Source organism: Niallia sp. Kr1 (assembly GCF_050389805.1).
Classification (GTDB): domain Bacteria; phylum Bacillota; class Bacilli; order Bacillales; family Cytobacillaceae; genus Bacillus_BD.
Window position 1 is genome coordinate 4,938,930 of record NZ_CP130945.1, and the last position, 18,687, is coordinate 4,957,616.

Consider the following 18,687-nt stretch of genomic DNA (forward strand, 5'->3'; position numbering starts at 1 on the left):
TCATCCTAATTACCTGATCACAAAAAAACCTCCTTCAACATGAAGGAGGTTTACTATTAAAAGTCACCTTTTGATACATTTATACGGTTAACTGCTCGTCGTAAGGCAAGTTCAGCACGTTTGAAATCAATAGCTGATTGCTTACTTTCATTTAAGCGTTGTTCGGCACGTTCTTTTGCACGTAGTGCACGATCAACGTCAATATCAACTGCTTTTTCAGCAGCTTGTGCTAAAATGGTTACTTGGTCCGGACGAACTTCTAAAAAGCCACCGGTAACCGCAACGAAATCTGTTTTACCCCCATTTTTCAGGCGAACAGCTCCGATTGCAAGCGGTGCTACCATCGGAATATGGCCAGGCAAGACTCCAAGCTCTCCACTTTGGGCTTTTGTACTAACCATTTCCACTTCAGACTCATGAACCGGTCCATCGGGAGTAACAACACTGACTTTCATCGTCTTCATTTTTTACCCTCCTGGTCCGAAATTATACTTCTGCGCCCATACCTTTTGCTTTTTCAATTACTTCTTCAATTCTTCCTACTAGACGGAATGCATCTTCTGGAATATGATCATATTTACCTGCAAGGATTTCTTTGAATCCTTTTACAGTTTCTTTAACTGGTACATATGATCCTGGTTGTCCAGTAAATTGTTCCGCAACGTGGAAGTTTTGTGATAAGAAGTTTTGAATACGGCGTGCACGAGCAACGACTAATTTATCTTCATCGGATAGCTCGTCCATCCCTAACATCGCAATAATATCTTGAAGTTCACGATATTTTTGTAGTGTTTGTTGAACTTGACGAGCTACTTCATAGTGTTCTTCCCCAACGATTTCAGGAGAAAGGGCACGAGAAGTAGATGCAAGTGGGTCCACCGCAGGGTAAATACCCATCTCAGAAAGCTTACGCTCAAGGTTCGTTGTTGCATCTAAGTGAGCGAAAGTTGTAGCTGGAGCCGGGTCCGTATAGTCATCGGCAGGTACATAAATCGCTTGAATCGATGTAACAGAACCTTTGTTAGTTGATGTAATACGTTCTTGTAAACGTCCCATTTCTGTAGCAAGTGTTGGCTGATATCCAACGGCAGAAGGCATACGACCTAAAAGGGCTGATACTTCTGAACCTGCTTGTGTGAAACGGAAGATATTATCGATGAACAATAACACGTCTTGCCCTTGTTCATCACGGAAATATTCAGCCATTGTTAATCCTGTTAGAGCAACACGCATACGTGCACCAGGAGGCTCGTTCATTTGTCCGAATACCATGGCTGTTTGTTTAATAACGCCAGAATCCGTCATTTCCCAATAAAGGTCATTTCCTTCACGAGTACGCTCTCCTACACCAGCGAATACGGAAATACCGCTGTGTTCTTGAGCAATGTTATTGATCAATTCTTGGATTAGTACAGTTTTACCTACCCCTGCACCACCGAATAGACCAATTTTTCCACCTTTAATATATGGAGCTAGTAAGTCTACTACTTTAATTCCAGTTTCAAGAATTTCAACTTCTGTAGATAATTCTTCAAACTTTGGTGCTTCTCTATGAATTGGGTCACGACGTTCACTTGCAGGAATTTCATCCCCAAGGTCAATCGTATCACCTAATACATTAAATACACGTCCTAATGTGACATTTCCAACTGGTACTGAAATAGGGGCACCTGTGTCAGTTGCTTCAATGCCACGAGTCAGTCCATCTGTTGAAGACATCGCAATGGTACGAACCGTATCATCACCTAAATGAAGAGCAACTTCTAATGTTAAGTTAATCTCAACATTTTCTTCACGATGAGCGATTTTCAAAGCGTTATTTAGTCTTGGAAGTTGACCGCTCTCAAACTTCACGTCAACAACCGGACCCATAACTTGAACAACGCGTCCTTTGCTCATACTTTTCCCTCCTATCATTTTAAAGCGAAAGCACCTTGCCAATCCCCAACCAGCACTAGACGAGCCGTCAGAAGGTTACACTTTAAACTTCTTGACGGAATGACTTGAGACCTCGAGGGGGGAGGCGCTACAGCTAGATCATTCTTTGAAAAAGTGCCTAAAGGCTCCATTGTCGCTGACGTCAACGTGACGTCACTCAAACATCTGGTTAACAGTGAATGAGACAGACGCAGGAGCTAGACTATTTTTAAGTATCGAGATATCATCTCTTCTTTTATTCGAGAGCAGAAGCTCCGCCTACAATTTCTGTAATCTCCTGAGTAATAGCAGCTTGGCGCGCCCGATTGTAACTCAAATCTAGATTTCGAATAATATCATTTGCATTATCCGTAGCACTCTTCATTGCTGTCATCCGTGCCGCATGCTCACTTGCCTTACTATCTAGTACAGCACCGTAGATCAAGCTTTCCGCGTATTGTGGTAATAATACTTCTAAAATGGCTTGAGCTGATGGTTCGTACTCATAGGAGTTTGTCAATCCACCGCCGCCAGTGCTCAAATCAGTAAACGGAAGTATCTTTTGCTCTGTTACATCGTATTTAATTGCATTTACATAATGGCTATAATAGATGTAGAGTTCATCAAAAGTTCCATCAGCAAACATGTCTACTGTTTTGCTCGTAAAATCTTTAATATCTGTAAAAGCAGGCTGATCGTGTAAACCAATAATGTCAAGAATGACATTCATCCCTTTTTTCACAAAGAAGTCACGTCCAACACGACCTAATGCAATAATGACAAATTCATCATTGGATTTATGGCGTTGTTGAATGGTTCTGTAAACTTCTCGTAAAACGTTACTATTATAAGATCCAGCCAGACCACGATCGGCCGTAATCACGATATAACCAGTTTTCTTTACTGGACGTGATTTTAACATTGGATGATCTGAATCCTCCGCATTTTTAGCAACAGAGGTTGTTACTTCTTGAATTTTCTCCATATAAGGAACAAAGGACTTGGCATTAAGTTCAGCTCGGTTCATTTTCGCTGCTGATACCATCTGCATTGCCTTCGTAATTTGACTCATCTTTTTTGTTGAGTTAATTCGCTTTTTTATGTCGCGTAAAGATGCCACAGGTTTTCACCACCTTGATTCACCTTTTCAGGCAGGTCTATCTTGCTAATAAAAATAGATTTCCATCCCACTTTGTGCCATTCGAAGAGCATAACAAAACCCTTCTAATTTAGGAACTCAGTGTCTTTATTCCGAAACAACAAATGTTTTCTTAAATTCATTAATAGCAGCTGAGAAATCTTCGTCTGCTGGCAATTCTTTTGTGGTTGCGATATGGTCAAGAAGTTCTTTCTTGTTCGTATCTAACCATGATAAATATTCTGCTTCGAAACGACGAATATCGTGAACTGGAATATCATCTAAGAAGCCACGTGTTAAAGCATAAAGAATGGCAACTTGCTTTTCAACTTTAAGTGGCTTGTTCAGATCTTGTTTTAGTACTTCAACTGTTCGAGCTCCACGTTCAAGTTTTGCTTTAGTTGATGCATCTAAATCTGAGCCAAACTGAGCAAATGCTTCAAGTTCGCGGTATGAAGCAAGGTCAAGACGTAGGGTTCCGGCTACCTTTTTCATCGCTTTGATTTGAGCAGATCCACCAACACGAGATACTGATAAACCAGCGTTGATCGCAGGACGTACACCTGAGAAGAACAAGTCTGATTGTAAGAAGATTTGTCCATCTGTGATGGAAATAACGTTTGTTGGGATATAAGCAGAAACATCCCCTGCTTGTGTTTCAATAAAAGGTAATGCTGTAATTGACCCAGCACCCTTTGCATCACTTAATTTTGCTGCACGCTCTAGTAGACGTGAGTGTAAGTAGAATACATCCCCTGGATATGCTTCACGACCTGGAGGACGGCGAAGTAATAGGGATAATTCACGATATGCAGATGCTTGTTTTGTTAAATCATCATATACGATTAAAACGTGTTTTCCGCTATACATGAACTCTTCCGCCATGGCAACACCAGCATATGGTGATAAGTATAATAATGGAGCTGGTTCTGATGCAGATGCCGTAACTACGATTGTGTAATCCAATGCACCGTTTTTACGAAGTGTTTCAACTACGTTACGTACGGTTGATTCTTTTTGACCAATCGCAACATAAATACAAATCATATCTTGATCTTTTTGGTTAATAATGGCGTCAATTGCTACAGAAGTTTTCCCTGTTTGACGGTCACCAATAATTAATTCACGTTGTCCACGACCAATTGGAACTAAGGCATCAATCGCTTTAATCCCTGTTTGTAATGGCTCATGAACCGATTTACGATCCATTACACCTGGTGCTAAATATTCGATTGGACGAGTTTTTGAAGTTTGAATTGGACCTAATCCATCAACTGGTTGTCCAAGAGGATTTACAACACGACCGATTAATTCATCCCCTACAGGTACCTCCATGATTCTTCCCGTACGACGAACTTCATCACCTTCACGAATTTCTGAATATGGACCTAAAATAACAATACCGACGTTATTTTCTTCTAGGTTTTGTGCTAAACCCATAACGCCATTTGAAAATTCAAGTAACTCTCCAGCCATGGCATTATCAAGACCATGAGCACGAGCAATTCCGTCACCGACTTCGATAACTGTTCCAATATCATTTACTTGAATGTCTGACTGATAATTTTCGATTTGCTGTTTTATCAGTGCACTAATTTCTTCAGCTTTAATGCCCATGAGTTTCACCCCTATCTACTACTTAACGTAACAATTGGCGTTCCAAGCGCTCTAGCTTTCCCTTGAGACTACCGTCATAAATACGGTTCCCGATACGAAGTTTAATACCTCCGAGCAAGTTGGAATCCACTTTATTTTCAATCCGAAGATCTTTTTTATTTAACTTTTTAGCAAATGCTACAGAAAGTGCTTTCGTTTCCTCTTCTGTTAAAGGACGTGTAGAGGTAACTGTTGCCTCAGCAATCCCTTTTTCCGAATCAGCCAATCCAATAAAGTGATCTGCTATTTGAGCAATTAGTCCTTCTCTTCCGCGATCCACTAATAACTTAAACGTATTCTGTAAAAATGGATTTGCCTTTGAAAAAACATTCTGAAATAGCTGTTTCTTCTTATCTTTTGATAGCTTTGGAGATGATAGTAAAGTGTTGAAGTCTTTGTTTTGGTTGAATACTTCTCGCACTACACGAAGCTCATCTTCTAATTGATCAAGAAGCTTTTGTTCTTTAGCAACCTGGAAAAGTGCGAACGCGTAGCGGTTTGCAATTGCCGGACTACTCATCGCTTCTCTCCTACCTCTTGAATATAATCGTTAATAAACTTCTCTTGGTCTTTTTCACTTAACTCTTTTTCGATTACCTTAGAAGCAATTAATACCGATAAAGAAGTAACCTGTTCTTTGATTGCAGCAACAGCCTGTTCCTTCTGTTGTTCAATTTCAAGTTTGGCACTTTCTTTCAAACGATTTGCTTCAGAACGTGCAGATACAATTATTTCCTCGCGTTGGACTTCCGCTTGTTTTTTCGCATTCTCAATTAACCCTTGTGCTTCACTCCGTGCTTCTTTTAATAATGCACGTTGTTGTTCTAAATAATCTGCTGCTTCCTTACGGCTTTTTTCAGCGTTTTCAATTTCACTAGCGACAAATTCTTCACGTTGCTTCATCATCCCCATTAAAGGACCCCATGCAAACTTCTTAATGACCGCTAGTAATATAATAAACATCACTAATTGGAATATAGCGTCTCCACTGTTAAAGCCAGTTGATGCGCCTAATACAAAATGATTACTTAACACGTTCGGTTCACTCCCTTCAAACATGTTTCTAGCTTTATCTATTTTCGTTCTTACGGATTACATTCAATATTTGCATAAAGGAAAGGCGAAGGCTCTTAACGATTCTTCGCCATTAAATTCTATCAGTTCAATTAACGACCAACTACCATAAACGCAATAACTACGGCCATGATAGGAATCGCCTCAACGAACGCTACCCCTAAAATCATAGTTCCTTGAAGCATACCTTTTGCTTCTGGTTGACGAGCCATCCCCTCAACTGTACGTGATACGATTAAACCGTTACCGATACCTGCACCTAGTGCTGCTAATCCTACTGCAATTGCTGCTGCTATTGGACCCATTATTAAATTCCTCCTTGAGATAATATCATTATTTTTCATTTAATGTTCATATTATGAACAGCTATATTAATGGTCTTGACTTACTTTGTGAGAAAGGTAGACCATTGATAACAATGTGAAAATATAAGCCTGGATAGCACCCATGAATGTTGAGAAGCCTTGCCATGCAATTGTTGGAATGATGGCTGCAATGGTTCCACCAACACCTGTCGCTAAACCGCCTGCTAATAAGGCGAGTAATACTTCACCTGCATAAATATTTCCGTATAAACGAAGACCTAATGTTAATGTATTAGAAAATTCCTCCACTAACTTGATGGGTAACATAAACGAAAAAGGAGTTACAAATCCTTTCACATAATGTTTAAATCCCCTTTGTTTAATTCCATAATAATGAGCGAGTGCCATCACCGTTGCTGCTAGTGTTAGCGTAACGGTTGGGTCTGCTGTTGGGGATTTCCACCAGAGTTCTCCATTATAAGTGATTGCAAATGGGAGACCTAATAAGTTAGAAATAAATATATACATAATCAGGGTTATACCCAATACATGGAAGTGTCCCCCTTCTTTCCAATCCATGCTGCTTCGAATAATACCTTTTACAAAATCCATAACCCATTCAAGAAAATTTTGCATTCCTGTAGGTTTCATAGCTAAGTTTCTCGTGCATACTAAAGCTATGATGAACACAATTAAACTTGCTACAGTTATCATGAGGACATTTGATAAGTTAAAAGTTAAACCTAGAAATTCCACCATAGGAGCTCCATGATCCATTTATAATTCACCTCACTTTTACTATTAATTATATGTAGTTCTTGTTTTCTATAAAAAAATCTATCATAATGACAACATAAGCTATCATTAATCCTATAACCACACCAATTAGATGAAAATACTGAGGATATTCCATCGCAATTAGAACTCCAAGAATTGCAGTTGCTACTCTTGAGAAAAAACCTAACGATTTAACAACCTTTCCTTTATCAAATTGTTTGCTAAAACGATCCATTCTCCTTACTAAAAGCCACAAATTAAACAGACTCAGGCTTGTACCAAGGATAAGACCCAAAAACACATCCTGATAGGATGTAAATCCCCAACCAAGTACAAATGCAGCTAATAAGTAAAATATGTATGATCTTACTCGGGAAAACATGCTTCTATATTCTGGCATTACACTATTAATTCTCCTATGTGAATTGCAATACAAGTACTTACACAATTCAGCAACTTTTGTCAGCATTTGCTGTTTTTGAAGGTAAAGCGTTCTTATCAATATTGCCGTTTTCTAAACAATTAAGGCCGCTAACTGTACCATCTCAATTATTATAAACAATAAATGTAAAAATTGACAATCATTTCTAGCGATTTTGTTAATTGTAGCAATTGTCAGATAAATAACGATACTACATCGTTTTTTTGAAATAACATTATCAAGAAAGATTTAAAAAGCTGAATAATAAAATATTTGTAAACCTTTCCATATTATCCTATGATAGAATACAATAGACTTACAGTCATGTCAACGTACTTTTTGCCGAAAACGAACAAATGTCACATCTTTATTCAATTTGTTCACAAAATTTTCAAATTTACAAAACCTATATTGCTATATTACAACAACGGGGTTCCTCCTCCTCTTTTATACAACATATTAAAGGAGGAAGACTCCCTATTATTTGCTTGGAGATTCTACGTGAGATGGAATTTGAACAATGGTTTCAACCCTATCCTCCTGATCCGCCTTTCTAGCAAAAACCATTGCTACATACATTCCTTGTTCCGGAAGAGAATCAGCAGAAATTTCCTCCTGTATTAGTCCCTTATCAACATTTCGCTTCCAATCTAAAAATTGTACAAATTGATAGGTATCTGGGTGAAAAAGGGCTACACCAAATTCCTCTGCACCACCCGGAAGGTAGACTTCATAACGATAATTTCCCGGATGATCGCTAGCACCAAAGTCAAATCCCATCACTCGTGGGTAATCTGGCTCCTCTAACACAAATAAATAAGGCAGGTGTAGCGGTATCCCATCGCTTTCTATTATAATGTTTCCGTCATAAATCTTGTCGGTTAATTGTGCTGGTTCTGCTGTCATTTGTATTTTCACCACTTTTTTTTCACCTGCTGGAATTTCAAATGGCATAGGCACATGCCATGTAATTCCTTTATGCTTTTTAGGGATTTGAATAGCTATTTTTTTCGGCTTTTGTGATGTATTTTCAATTGTAATGGTTTGTTGGTGTTCATGATTCTCGTTTATCATTTTGAACTTACCAAACTTTAGTGAAGATGGATAAACAAGCGCTTCCGCTTCTAGAGACTCTTGAAGTTGAATACGACCCGCGCCTTGTTCATAGGTTCTGTATAACTCCCCTTTCTCGTTATAAAGAGGCTTGGCGTAATTCATCAGGGCCGCTTTTATTTTCTCAGGTCCCCAATCTGGGTGTGCCTGTTTAAGCAAAGCACATGCACCTGCCACATGTGGTGCCGCCATACTGGTACCTTGAAGGGGTAAATATCCGCCTGGAATTGTACTGTTAATGGCTACACCTGGAGCCAATATGTCAGGTTTGACCTCCCATGTAGCTGTAACAGGTCCTCTTGAACTGAAATCTGCTAAGGTATCTTTTTCTTCATTTATTATTGTTTTTATCAGCGTGACTTCTTTTTCTAGCTGCTTCTTTAGCTTTTGTCCATCTTTTTTCGTAATACTCATGACAGGAATCGGACTTGTTTGCGTTAAGTTTCCCATTAATGGACCCTGTGTATTGTTATAAATAATCACTGCTTTGGCTCCGGCGTTTTCAGCATTGCTTACCTTTTCTGAAAAAGTTAATTCCCCTCTTTCCATTAAAACAATCTTTCCCTCTATCTGTGTTAATTGTTCCTTTTTTCCGATCCCACCATCTACTAGTTCATAGGAGCGATCTAAATCCCAAGGAATTGTTCCTTGTAAAGGATGGAGGCGAATGCGTTCTCCTCCTATTTCAATATATGGAATTTCCATTGTAGGCGTTGAAGCCCCTACTGAAATCGCTTTGGATGCCGTTCCCGGTGAACCTACCGTCCAGATGTTTGGACCCGAATTCCCCGACGATGTCACTGCAATGACTCCATGATCGACGGCATTATTAAGCGCAACACTCAAGGGCAAGTCTGGACCATTCACATTATTGCCAAGTGATAAGTTTATTATATCTATTTTATCTTTAATCGCTTGTTCAATAGCTGCTACCACTTGTTCAGTTGTCCCCATTCCCCCTGGTCCAAGGGCACGATATCCAATAATCGTAGCCTCAGGTGCCACCCCCATCATACGTCCGTTCGCAGCAATGACTCCTGCGACATGAGTCCCATGGAAGGTTCCCAATCCTTTTGTATCCATCGTCTCCATTGGGTCTGCATCCCCATCTACTAAATCTCGGCCTCCACCATAATTTCTTCTTAAATCCTCATGCCGGTAATCGACGCCTGTGTCAATGACACCAATTTTGACCCCTTTCCCTGTCAGACGTTGATGTTTGGAATCAAACATTCCTCTAACCTCTTGTGCTCCAATTATGTCTAAATTGTCCCTAGACTGAAAGAGATTCATCGATTTGTATTGATTGACAACCGACAGTTTCGTCATAGGTATTTCCTTCGCCAACTTTTCAAGACTTGTAAAAGGTCCTTTTGCAGAAAAACCTTTGAGAGCATATTGAAATTGTTGTCTGATCTTGATATCAGGGTAGGTTTCCTTTATTTCAATTAATTCTTGTTGAGTTAAATCCTTTGGGGTCATAAATATAGCGGTTTGTTCAGAACGCTGATTTTCAGATGGTAATGGAGGTGATTTAAGATCGGACACTGGCGCTGCAGAAACAATCTGTGCGGAAACAAGAAAGATAAGTAAGCAAATGTACCATTTTTTTAACATCATCCAATCCCCCTCTTTTCTCTTATGTTTTTCTCTGGGGGTGGTTTGTATGCAGAGGGATGAGTGAATAAAATAAAAAAGCTAGGGATTCCCTAGCTTTTTTGTACCATTTGCTTTTTTACAATGGACTTTTTACTTCGTTCCAAATAAGCGGTCGCCCGCATCACCTAGACCTGGAACAATGTAGCCATGGTCATTTAACTTTTCATCAAGAGCAGCAATATAAATATCAACATCAGGGTGAGCTTCTTTTAAAGCTTCCACACCCTCTGGTGCTGCAATTAAACACATAAACTTAATATGTTTTCCGCCTCTTGCCTTTAATGAGTCGATGGCTGCAATCGCTGAACCACCTGTGGCAAGCATCGGATCGACAACGATAAAGTCTCTTTCCGTTACATCAGAAGGGAGTTTCACATAGTATTCAACCGGCTTTAATGTTTCTGGGTCACGGTATAAACCAACATGACCTACTTTTGCAGCTGGAATTAATTTAAGAACGCCATCAACCATCCCAATTCCCGCTCGAAGAATCGGAACAAGACCAATCTTTTTACCAGAGAGAACCTTTGATTTTGTTTTCTGTACAGGCGTTTCAATTTCAATCTCTTGTAATGGCATATCCCGCGTAATTTCGAACGCCATTAACGTTGCTACTTCATCAACGAGTTCACGAAACTCCTTTGTCCCTGTATCTTTTTGACGAATGTATGTAAGTTTGTGTTGAATAAGTGGGTGATCAAATACATAAACTTTTGCCACGTTCGTATGCTCCTTCCGATCTTTGTCTAAATTTGATAAAACTTGTCTAATTTCACTGCGTTTTATTTTACAGAAAAAAAGCGCCAAGAGCAACACGAACAGAAAAAAAGAGGCACCTTCCAAAAATTGGAAGGTGCCTGGCACCAAATTATAATTCAGGGTATAGTTCAAATTTGCTTGTTAGGGCTTCTACTCGTTGTCTTGCTTCTGCTAGTTTAGTTTCATCTTCAGGGTTCTTAAGCGTTAAGGCCATAATAGCGGCAATATCCTTCATGTCTTCTGACCCAAATCCCCGTGATGTTACAGCTGCTGTTCCGATACGAATTCCGCTTGTAACGAAAGGCTTTTCTGGATCATATGGAATTGCATTTTTATTCACTGTAATTCCTACATCATCAAGAACCTTCTCTCCAACCTTACCTGTAATTCCAAGGGAACGAACATCAAGTAATAGCAAGTGGTTATCTGTGCCACCAGAAACAAGGGTGATGCCTTCTGCTTGAAGGGCACTTGCTAAAGTTTGTGCATTTGTCACTACATTTTGAGCATACTCTTTGAAACTATCTTGTAGAGCTTCTCCAAAAGCTACCGCTTTCGCTGCAATCACATGCATTAACGGACCTCCTTGAATTCCTGGGAAGATCGACTTATCAATTTGCTTTGCGTATTGCTCTTTACATAAAATCATTCCGCCACGAGGTCCACGAAGCGTCTTATGAGTAGTTGTTGTCACAAAGTCAGCATATGGCACAGGGTTTTGATGGATACCTGCTGCAACTAGTCCAGCAATATGCGCCATATCCACCATTAGAAGAGCTCCTACTTCATCAGCAATTTCACGGAACTTTTTAAAATCAATCGCACGTGGGTATGCACTTGCACCTGCAACGATTAATTTTGGCTTGTGTTGACGTGCTTTTTCTAATACATCATTATAATCAATTAAATGTTTCTCAGGGTCAACCCCGTATTCAACGAAGTTAAATTGAATTCCACTGAAGTTAACAGGACTACCATGAGTTAAATGGCCTCCATGAGATAAATTCATCCCAAGCACAGTGTCACCATGCTCTAAGATTGAATAATAAACGGCCATATTGGCTTGTGCTCCTGAGTGTGGTTGTACGTTAACATGCTCAGCGCCAAAGATCTCCTTTGCACGATCGCGAGCAATATCCTCAACGATATCTACATATTCACAGCCACCATAATAACGACGACCAGGATATCCTTCTGCATATTTATTCGTTAATACAGAACCTTGAGCTTCCATTACGGCTTGGCTAACAAAGTTTTCTGATGCAATTAATTCAATTTTCGAACGTTGACGTCCTAGTTCCTGTACAATCGCTTTATACACTTTTTCATCTTGCTGCGCAACCTGTTTCATGAAGATCCCCCTTAATATCAACTTTGTTTAAAATAATCTTACCACGTTTAGAAAAAAATGAAATGAATACTTTGCAAAAAAAAGGAATCATTCTATCTTTTTCGACTATTTTACCATTCCGAACATTATTCGACAAGTATATATTAATAATTCGTGTTTTGCAAGAATATAACGCTGTAAACTTGTTTGTTGATTTCCGTTTTAGGCACTTTGCTTTCCGCTAAAGTTTGCTCCGAGCCACCTATTTATGCGCCTGTCTCACTTCTCCCTTAGAAGCCTTCGTGCCTTACACTACAAACATAGCTAAAACAAAAAAAGATGGTACTAAATAAAAAGCACCATCATCATTAATTTAGTTACAGGATTGATTATCATGGTTATTTACATAAACTGCTCTTTCGCCACCAATTAGTTTAGGTCGTGATTTTGCCATTGTAACATGTGCGTTTCCAACTGCTTTGCTTGGAACACGAACAGGGACGGCCACATGCTTAAGATGCATTCCAATGAAGGTATCCCCAATATCAATTCCCGCATCCGCTTTAATAAACTCTACTACTACCGGATCTTTCATATGTTGAAAGGCATAAGTTGCCAGAGAGCCACCAGCCTTTTGTACGGGGACTACAGAAACCATCTCATAGTTTCGTTTCTCTGCAGTTTCCTTTTCCACTACTAGTGCGCGATTTAAATGCTCACAGCATTGAATGGCTAGTGAAACACCTGTTTGTTTTTGAAAGTTTTCGAGTTCAGAAAATAAGGCTTCCGCCACTTCGAAGGTACCTGATGTACCAATTCGATTTCCAGATACCTCACTCGTACTACAACCGACTACAAGTAGATGTTTGTTATTTAATTGAGCCTGTTCTTGAAACTCATCTAATAGTTTTGCCATTTGTGAACCTATGGTATTAGTGTTCATGGCCACTCCTCCTAACGTAATGAAGCTATAATCGGACAAGAAAGGTTCATAACGATTTGTTCTGTCAAAACGATTTCTTTCACCTATTCCTGGTCGAAAAACGACTTCTTACCTTTGCTCCTCTTCATACTTCGTGATTTTCGCTACACGATTGGCATGACGTCCACCTTCAAATTCTCCTGATAACCATGTTCTAGCTATTTCCCGGGCAAGACCTGGTCCGATGACACGTTCACCCATAGCCAACACATTACTATCATTATGTTCACGAGTTACTTTTGCAGTAAATACATCATGTACAAGGGCACAGCGAATTCCCTTTACTTTATTTGCTGCAATACTCATTCCAATGCCTGTCCCGCAAATTAAGATACCACGGTCAAACTCACCGTTTGCTACCTTTTGAGCAACTGGAAGCGCATAATCTGGATAGTCAACGGATGTTCCACATTCACAGCCGAAATCTTCATACTCTATACCCATTTCATCCATTAATGATTTAATTTCCTCACGAATATTCACTCCACCATGATCTGAAGCAATTGCCACTTTCATAAAAAGACCTCCTAGAATTCCGCTTTAGAAAACTTAAATACTTATCCCCTATATTTTGACACAATTAGCCAAAAATAAAAACCCTTCCATTCTTTACTAAAGTCAGGAAAAGGATTTTTATAAATTGCTTGTCCAATAGATGTATTCTAATTACATTCGCCCGTCGAATTTGCGTCCGGATACAATCTCTGAGCTTGCTCGAGCAATTTCCTTAAAAAATCCGGGACATCCGCCGTAGGCTTTAACTTCAATCATCTAGGGCTTGAACCCCCACTTAATGGATAAGAGCTTCCATTCATCTCACCACTTATAATCGATAGAGACTTCTGTACCTGTCGCAAGCTTTCGCTACAAAGACATTTGCTGAAGGAAGTTAAACTTTAAACTGCGTAATCGTTCCTTGTAAACTTTCCGCTTGTTCTCTTAAATGAATCGTAAGCTTTTCAACACTTTCAATTACGTCTGTTTGATATTGAATGAGAGCTGATACTTCCTGAGCGCCTGCTGATGTTTCTTCTGCAATGGAAGCCACCTCTTCGGATTGAGTTGATAAAGCCTTAATCCCATGCATTTGATCTTTCACAAGATCGGAAATTTCAGCTGTTGCGTTTGCCATTTTATGAATACTTGCTGTCATTTCTTCTAAAGCTGCATTGGTCTTCGTACCTTTTGAAACCTCTTCATTAGCGGTGTCTACCTGTTGTTTGATTTGAACAACGACACGGTTGACCCCTTGTTGAATATTTTTCGTTAAATGAGAAATCCCTTGAACTGCTTTTGCACTTTCATCTGCTAATAATCGAACTTCCTCTGCTACAACAGCAAAACCTTTTCCATGTTCACCAGCACGTGCCGCTTCAATGGAAGCATTTAAAGCGAGTAGATTCGTCTGTCCAGCAATTTCTCCAACAAGTTGAATCACCTGTTCAATTTTTGCTGCGTTTTCTTCTAATTCTTTAACAGTCATTAACGATTGTTGATTATCATTTGATAACGTTTCAATTCCAGTAATAAGCGATTGAACAACCGTCTTTGCATGCCCCAGGTCTTTAACCATTTTACATGAAATCGACTCAGAAACCTTTGCCTTTTGCTCTACACGTTGAGCTATTTCAATGACCCCTTCAACTGATTCGGTTGTTGCCTGAATAGCAGAAGCTGAATTTTCTGCACCAGCAGCAATTTCAGACGTCGTTCTAGCAATAGCTGATGCTTGTTTTGCTGCTGCAGTTGATTCATTCGAGATGGATAAGACTGTTTCATTCGTCTGCTGGAAATTTTGATCAATGTTATGTACCATTTCTCGTAACTTTACTAACATTTCATTAAATGCTACGGCTAATGAACGAATTTCATTATCTACCTTTGGTATGTCCACTTTTTCACTAATATCCCCGGAAGCTGCTTTAATCGCAACCTTTTCAAGCTTTCGTAATGGATTGATGATAATCACAGCTGCAAAAAAGGCGAGTATTCCCGACCATATAATTCCCAATAAAAACGTTATGATTGTAAATGTCATTTCTCCAATCCCAATAAAATCTTTAACGATCGGATAAAGAATATAAATGAAAAAACCGCTTGTAGTATAGGTGATAATCGCGAGTGTTGTTGTAAAGATAACAAGCTGCTTCCTGATGCCCCATTTATAATGTTGTTTTTCTTGCACCTTGTTTCCTCCTTACTTGAATGATGTATGTTCTTTTAGTATATCAACTATTTTTTCAATAGCTTCCTTTATTTCAATGTAGGTATGACGATATTGTTCAACAGATCCACCAAACGGATCGGCAATATCTGGATACCCCTCCATTTTCGCAAATTCCTTTAATGTAAAAACTTTCGCTTGAGCATGCGGAAACATATCGATAATCGTCCTTTTATGACCGGTTGTCATTGTTAAAATAAAATCAGCCCAGTCCATTAGATCTTCTGAAACAGTAGTGGATTTGTGGCTATGGGGAATGCTATTTTCATCTAATACCTTTTTTGTATGAGTAGACGCCTCACTCCCATTTACTGCATAGGTCCCAGCTGACTTCACATCAACACCAGGAATATTTATATGCTTTAATAATGATTCTGCTATCGGACTTCTACATGTATTCCCTGTGCAGACAAATAAAACATTCGTCACAAACAGACACCCTTTCATTCATTATAAGGTAATTTAAACTAGTTCAATAGACTTAGATGTGAAAATTTAACAAACCTTCACAATTATTATTTAACCACATTTCCAAAAATAAGAAATAGAATTTTTTTATTCCTGTTTTTTTAAAAGGGTAGTAATAACTTTAGGCTGAAAAATAACAAAATCGCACCACCTAGAATTTCACTGTATTTCCCGATCCAACCTTGTACAAAACGTCCAACAAACAATCCTAACCAAGATAATAGCATGGCCCCAACACCAAAACAAATCAAGACAAGCCATGTTTTAGCCCCATAGATACCAAGAGATAATCCTACTGAAAAACTATCGAGGCTGACACTCAGAGCAAATAGAATCAATCCAAATCCTACAGGTGTAAGCACGCTCTCACCATCTTCTCGAAAGCTTGACCAAATCATTTGCAACCCTAATATCAATAATAAACCACCACCAATATAACCAGCAATTGCATCAAAACGTTCTGATAAAAACCGACCAGCTATAATGCCTAATAACGGCATAAATATATGAAAAAGCCCCACCGTAAAACCAATATTTAAAACCTGGCGAAACTGAAGACGATACATGCCCATCCCTAAACTAATTGAAAATGCATCCATTCCCAGCGCAAAGGCCATAATGATAATTGTAATCAATTCTCCAATAATCCCCGACATACCCATTCCTCCTCAGGCTTTCTCAATTCAACTTATGCAAGTCCAATAACTTTTAGAAGGAAAACCTGGACGACCGGAACTGGGGGGAATTTAGTAGGGTGACAGCGTACTATGTCAAATAGGAATTTTTGATTTTTATGCATAGGGAACACACCCTATGCATATTTTTTACAAAATTTTCCATAGGCAACTGACAGAAAACGCTATAAATGAATCTCTCATCTCGGATCTGAATAAGAATCTTACCTTGCTTCAATTCTGCATGGATGCAACCTGGTTAGTTCAAACCCGTTATTAACGTACAATTCGCATTTACAGGACAAGGTAAATCATGCTGTCACTCGAGGTCGATTCGCCTCCGGCACCAATGTCGATTTTCCCTCGATCCCAGAAGAGAGATTCATTATTTTTTAACTTTAAGCGGCTAATACAATATTTAAATAAGTATTCATTTTGGTATAAAGTAATTTTTTCTTCACTTCATTAAACACTCGGTAGTCTGATTGTTTTGATTCATATGGCTTCCGATTTTTTAACATTGAAAAAGCAATTCTAATAAATTTGTTTCCCAAGGCTATAAACGCTTTTCGGGCATGTTTGCCCTTTGCTTTGAGCTTCTCATAATATGGTCGCAAGTCCTTATTGTGCTGCGCTAAACATTTACCTACTGTATAAACCATAAAGCGTAAATGCCTATTGCCCTGTTTAGAAATACGTCCATAATATCCTTGAGTTCCACCGGATTGAATTATTATTGGATTCGTTCCTGCTTTCTTTATAAGTTGTCCAGCGTTGTCATATTGAGAAATGTCACCTAATTCACTATAAAACTCAGCTGCTGTGACTACACCGATTCCTGGGACCGTTAATAAGAGCCTCCCATCAGTCTGAAGAAGTTCCTTTTCAATTTCCTTTTCGATAAGTTTTATATTTCCATTCAACCGTTATAAATCTTGTATAGCTAACCGAAGAAGAAGCAATTCAGCCGAAACATCCTCTACCTGTTTTATAATTGAATTTCTAGCCACATAAAAAAGTTTTTGGATATGAGTTTCTTTTATTCTCAGCTTTTTTTCCTTAACAATCTCCCAAACTTTTTTCTCGCCTTGTTCTAACAAACTTGATGGATGTGGAAAATGTTCTATAAAAAATAAAGAAGATTGCCCCCAAAAGTCACTGAATATGAGTTTTTTCTTAGGTTTATTGTTCTCAATCTCCACAAACCCTTGAAAGTCTCTCCAAATGTGATCCATTAGCGTTCTAATCTGTATTCTAACTAAGGCACGTTTTTGAACCTCTCTTCTTCTTGCCCTAGTAAGTTTCATTAATTTACGATATGAACCTTCTGGAAGCTTATTTTCCATTCCTTTATTTTGAATTAAAGCATGGGCAATTGCATACAGATCCAAGTCATCTGTCTTACTCCAATTTAATGCACTGGCACGTTCCTCATATGTAGTAGCTGGGTTTATGATGGTAACTCCATAACCTCTTTTTCCTAACTCGTATACGATATCTTCATAGTAATGTGCTGTGGATTCCACTCCAATAAAAATTCGTTCTGCTTGAATTTCACTACGAGCTTCCTCTATTTTGGAACATAATAATTTCAATCCATCTTGATTAACTCCAAAGAAAAACGGCTTCTCCAATACATCCCCAAAGTAATTACATAATAAAGCCTTTTGAAAGAATTTAGCTGCATCAATGGCTACTATCAATACTTTTTCTAAATCAATGCCTCTTAATTGAGAACTAAATTGACTACCTTTCTTTCCTTGTATATTATTAATATTGTTATATTTTTTTAACCCCATCTACTTCATCCTCCATTTCGGAATATAAGATTGAGGTTTTCTGTCAGGTGCCTCTATTTTATAACATGAAGTAGCTGGGGTCTTTTTTAATTTTCCGAAAGGAAAAACCTTTCGACATTATTATCTAATACACCAGGCACCTGTCAGAATTTGGGAGGTACCTGTCACCATACATATTCTGTAAGGAGATTTGGCATCCTTTCCCCCATAAAAAACCTCAAAATATAACGTTAAAATGCCGATACCATGCAGTTTAGTAATAACGAGAAGTGAAAGCCACTGATGTTTCTATAAGGAAATAAGTTATTTATGTGCGTTGAATATACTTACGCTATGCAGGATGAAAGACGGCATAGGTAATAGGATTATAGTCGTAGAATATCCGACTAAT

The 18,687-nt window shown here is 38.8% G+C and carries 19 protein-coding genes; all 19 read right to left on the bottom strand.

The window, feature by feature from the left end:
- Nucleotides 1-56 precede the first annotated feature (56 nt).
- Complete coding sequence (locus Q5760_RS24475) at nt 57-464, bottom strand: F0F1 ATP synthase subunit epsilon (RefSeq protein ID WP_428910096.1); 408 nt, start codon at nt 462-464, stop codon at nt 57-59.
- A 22-nt stretch (nt 465-486) separates the two neighbouring features.
- On the bottom strand, nt 487-1,899 hold the full coding sequence (atpD, locus tag Q5760_RS24480) for a F0F1 ATP synthase subunit beta (RefSeq protein ID WP_428910097.1): 1,413 nt from the start codon (nt 1,897-1,899) through the stop codon (nt 487-489).
- Nucleotides 1,900-2,173: 274 nt separating this feature from the next.
- The gene (locus tag Q5760_RS24485; RefSeq protein WP_428910098.1) at nt 2,174-3,037 is read right to left on the bottom strand and encodes a F0F1 ATP synthase subunit gamma; all 864 of its coding nucleotides are present in this window, start codon (nt 3,035-3,037) and stop codon (nt 2,174-2,176) included.
- A gap of 126 nt (nt 3,038-3,163) precedes the next feature.
- Entirely contained in the window at nt 3,164-4,672 is a 1,509-nt protein-coding gene (atpA, locus tag Q5760_RS24490) for a F0F1 ATP synthase subunit alpha (RefSeq protein ID WP_428910099.1), read from the bottom strand.
- Nucleotides 4,673-4,694: 22 nt separating this feature from the next.
- The gene (locus Q5760_RS24495) at nt 4,695-5,231 is read right to left on the bottom strand and encodes a F0F1 ATP synthase subunit delta (RefSeq protein WP_428910100.1); all 537 of its coding nucleotides are present in this window, start codon (nt 5,229-5,231) and stop codon (nt 4,695-4,697) included.
- A complete protein-coding gene (locus Q5760_RS24500) occupies nt 5,228-5,746 on the bottom strand; it encodes a F0F1 ATP synthase subunit B (protein WP_428910101.1) in 519 nt (172 codons plus the stop codon). The genes Q5760_RS24495 and Q5760_RS24500 overlap by 4 nt, the downstream gene beginning before the upstream one ends.
- A gap of 131 nt (nt 5,747-5,877) precedes the next feature.
- Nucleotides 5,878-6,090, bottom strand: coding sequence for a F0F1 ATP synthase subunit C (gene atpE / locus Q5760_RS24505; protein WP_428910102.1), 213 nt, complete (start codon nt 6,088-6,090; stop codon nt 5,878-5,880).
- Nucleotides 6,091-6,156: 66 nt separating this feature from the next.
- Complete coding sequence (atpB, locus tag Q5760_RS24510) at nt 6,157-6,867, bottom strand: F0F1 ATP synthase subunit A (protein WP_428910103.1); 711 nt, start codon at nt 6,865-6,867, stop codon at nt 6,157-6,159.
- 28 nt (nt 6,868-6,895) lie between these two features.
- Nucleotides 6,896-7,267, bottom strand: a complete 372-nt coding sequence (locus tag Q5760_RS24515; protein ID WP_428910104.1) for an ATP synthase subunit I — start codon at nt 7,265-7,267, stop codon at nt 6,896-6,898.
- Nucleotides 7,268-7,768: 501 nt separating this feature from the next.
- Nucleotides 7,769-10,018, bottom strand: a complete 2,250-nt coding sequence (locus Q5760_RS24520; protein ID WP_428910105.1) for a S8 family serine peptidase — start codon at nt 10,016-10,018, stop codon at nt 7,769-7,771.
- Between the two features lie 132 nt (nt 10,019-10,150).
- Nucleotides 10,151-10,780, bottom strand: a complete 630-nt coding sequence (gene upp, locus Q5760_RS24525; RefSeq protein ID WP_428910106.1) for a uracil phosphoribosyltransferase — start codon at nt 10,778-10,780, stop codon at nt 10,151-10,153.
- 148 nt (nt 10,781-10,928) lie between these two features.
- Nucleotides 10,929-12,170: a serine hydroxymethyltransferase gene (glyA, locus tag Q5760_RS24530; RefSeq protein WP_428910107.1), complete on the bottom strand. Its 1,242-nt coding sequence runs from the start codon at nt 12,168-12,170 to the stop codon at nt 10,929-10,931.
- A gap of 352 nt (nt 12,171-12,522) precedes the next feature.
- The gene (locus Q5760_RS24535) at nt 12,523-13,092 is read right to left on the bottom strand and encodes a TIGR01440 family protein (protein WP_428910108.1); all 570 of its coding nucleotides are present in this window, start codon (nt 13,090-13,092) and stop codon (nt 12,523-12,525) included.
- Nucleotides 13,093-13,200: 108 nt separating this feature from the next.
- Nucleotides 13,201-13,647 carry a ribose 5-phosphate isomerase B gene (rpiB, locus tag Q5760_RS24540; RefSeq protein WP_428910109.1) on the bottom strand — a complete coding sequence of 149 codons (447 nt, stop codon included), beginning with the start codon at nt 13,645-13,647 and terminating at the stop codon, nt 13,201-13,203.
- Between the two features lie 373 nt (nt 13,648-14,020).
- Nucleotides 14,021-15,316 carry a methyl-accepting chemotaxis protein gene (locus Q5760_RS24545; protein WP_428910110.1) on the bottom strand — a complete coding sequence of 432 codons (1,296 nt, stop codon included), beginning with the start codon at nt 15,314-15,316 and terminating at the stop codon, nt 14,021-14,023.
- Between the two features lie 12 nt (nt 15,317-15,328).
- Nucleotides 15,329-15,784 carry a low molecular weight protein arginine phosphatase gene (locus Q5760_RS24550; RefSeq protein WP_428910111.1) on the bottom strand — a complete coding sequence of 152 codons (456 nt, stop codon included), beginning with the start codon at nt 15,782-15,784 and terminating at the stop codon, nt 15,329-15,331.
- Nucleotides 15,785-15,924: 140 nt separating this feature from the next.
- Nucleotides 15,925-16,479: a manganese efflux pump MntP family protein gene (locus Q5760_RS24555; protein WP_428910112.1), complete on the bottom strand. Its 555-nt coding sequence runs from the start codon at nt 16,477-16,479 to the stop codon at nt 15,925-15,927.
- A 416-nt stretch (nt 16,480-16,895) separates the two neighbouring features.
- A complete protein-coding gene (locus Q5760_RS24560; protein ID WP_428910113.1) occupies nt 16,896-17,420 on the bottom strand; it encodes a transposase in 525 nt (174 codons plus the stop codon).
- Between the two features lie 3 nt (nt 17,421-17,423).
- Nucleotides 17,424-18,296 carry an IS110 family transposase gene (locus tag Q5760_RS24565; protein WP_428910114.1) on the bottom strand — a complete coding sequence of 291 codons (873 nt, stop codon included), beginning with the start codon at nt 18,294-18,296 and terminating at the stop codon, nt 17,424-17,426.
- Nucleotides 18,297-18,687: the final 391 nt, after the last annotated feature.

Bases quoted from the DNA above. Each gene is read 5' to 3' on its own strand.
- Q5760_RS24475 (WP_428910096.1), bottom strand. From the start codon at position 464: ATGAAGACGATGAAAGTCAGTGTTGTTACTCCCGATGGACCGGTTCAT.
- atpD (WP_428910097.1), bottom strand. From the start codon at position 1,899: ATGAGCAAAGGACGCGTTGTTCAAGTTATGGGTCCGGTTGTTGACGTG.
- atpA (WP_428910099.1), bottom strand. From the start codon at position 4,672: ATGGGCATTAAAGCTGAAGAAATTAGTGCACTGATAAAACAGCAAATC.
- Q5760_RS24495 (WP_428910100.1), bottom strand. From the start codon at position 5,231: ATGAGTAGTCCGGCAATTGCAAACCGCTACGCGTTCGCACTTTTCCAG.
- atpE (WP_428910102.1), bottom strand. From the start codon at position 6,090: ATGGGTCCAATAGCAGCAGCAATTGCAGTAGGATTAGCAGCACTAGGT.
- atpB (WP_428910103.1), bottom strand. From the start codon at position 6,867: ATGGATCATGGAGCTCCTATGGTGGAATTTCTAGGTTTAACTTTTAAC.
- Q5760_RS24515 (WP_428910104.1), bottom strand. From the start codon at position 7,267: ATGCCAGAATATAGAAGCATGTTTTCCCGAGTAAGATCATACATATTT.
- Q5760_RS24520 (WP_428910105.1), bottom strand. From the start codon at position 10,018: ATGTTAAAAAAATGGTACATTTGCTTACTTATCTTTCTTGTTTCCGCA.
- glyA (WP_428910107.1), bottom strand. From the start codon at position 12,170: ATGAAACAGGTTGCGCAGCAAGATGAAAAAGTGTATAAAGCGATTGTA.
- Q5760_RS24535 (WP_428910108.1), bottom strand. From the start codon at position 13,092: ATGAACACTAATACCATAGGTTCACAAATGGCAAAACTATTAGATGAG.
- rpiB (WP_428910109.1), bottom strand. From the start codon at position 13,647: ATGAAAGTGGCAATTGCTTCAGATCATGGTGGAGTGAATATTCGTGAG.
- Q5760_RS24555 (WP_428910112.1), bottom strand. From the start codon at position 16,479: ATGTCGGGGATTATTGGAGAATTGATTACAATTATCATTATGGCCTTT.
- Q5760_RS24565 (WP_428910114.1), bottom strand. From the start codon at position 18,296: ATGGGGTTAAAAAAATATAACAATATTAATAATATACAAGGAAAGAAA.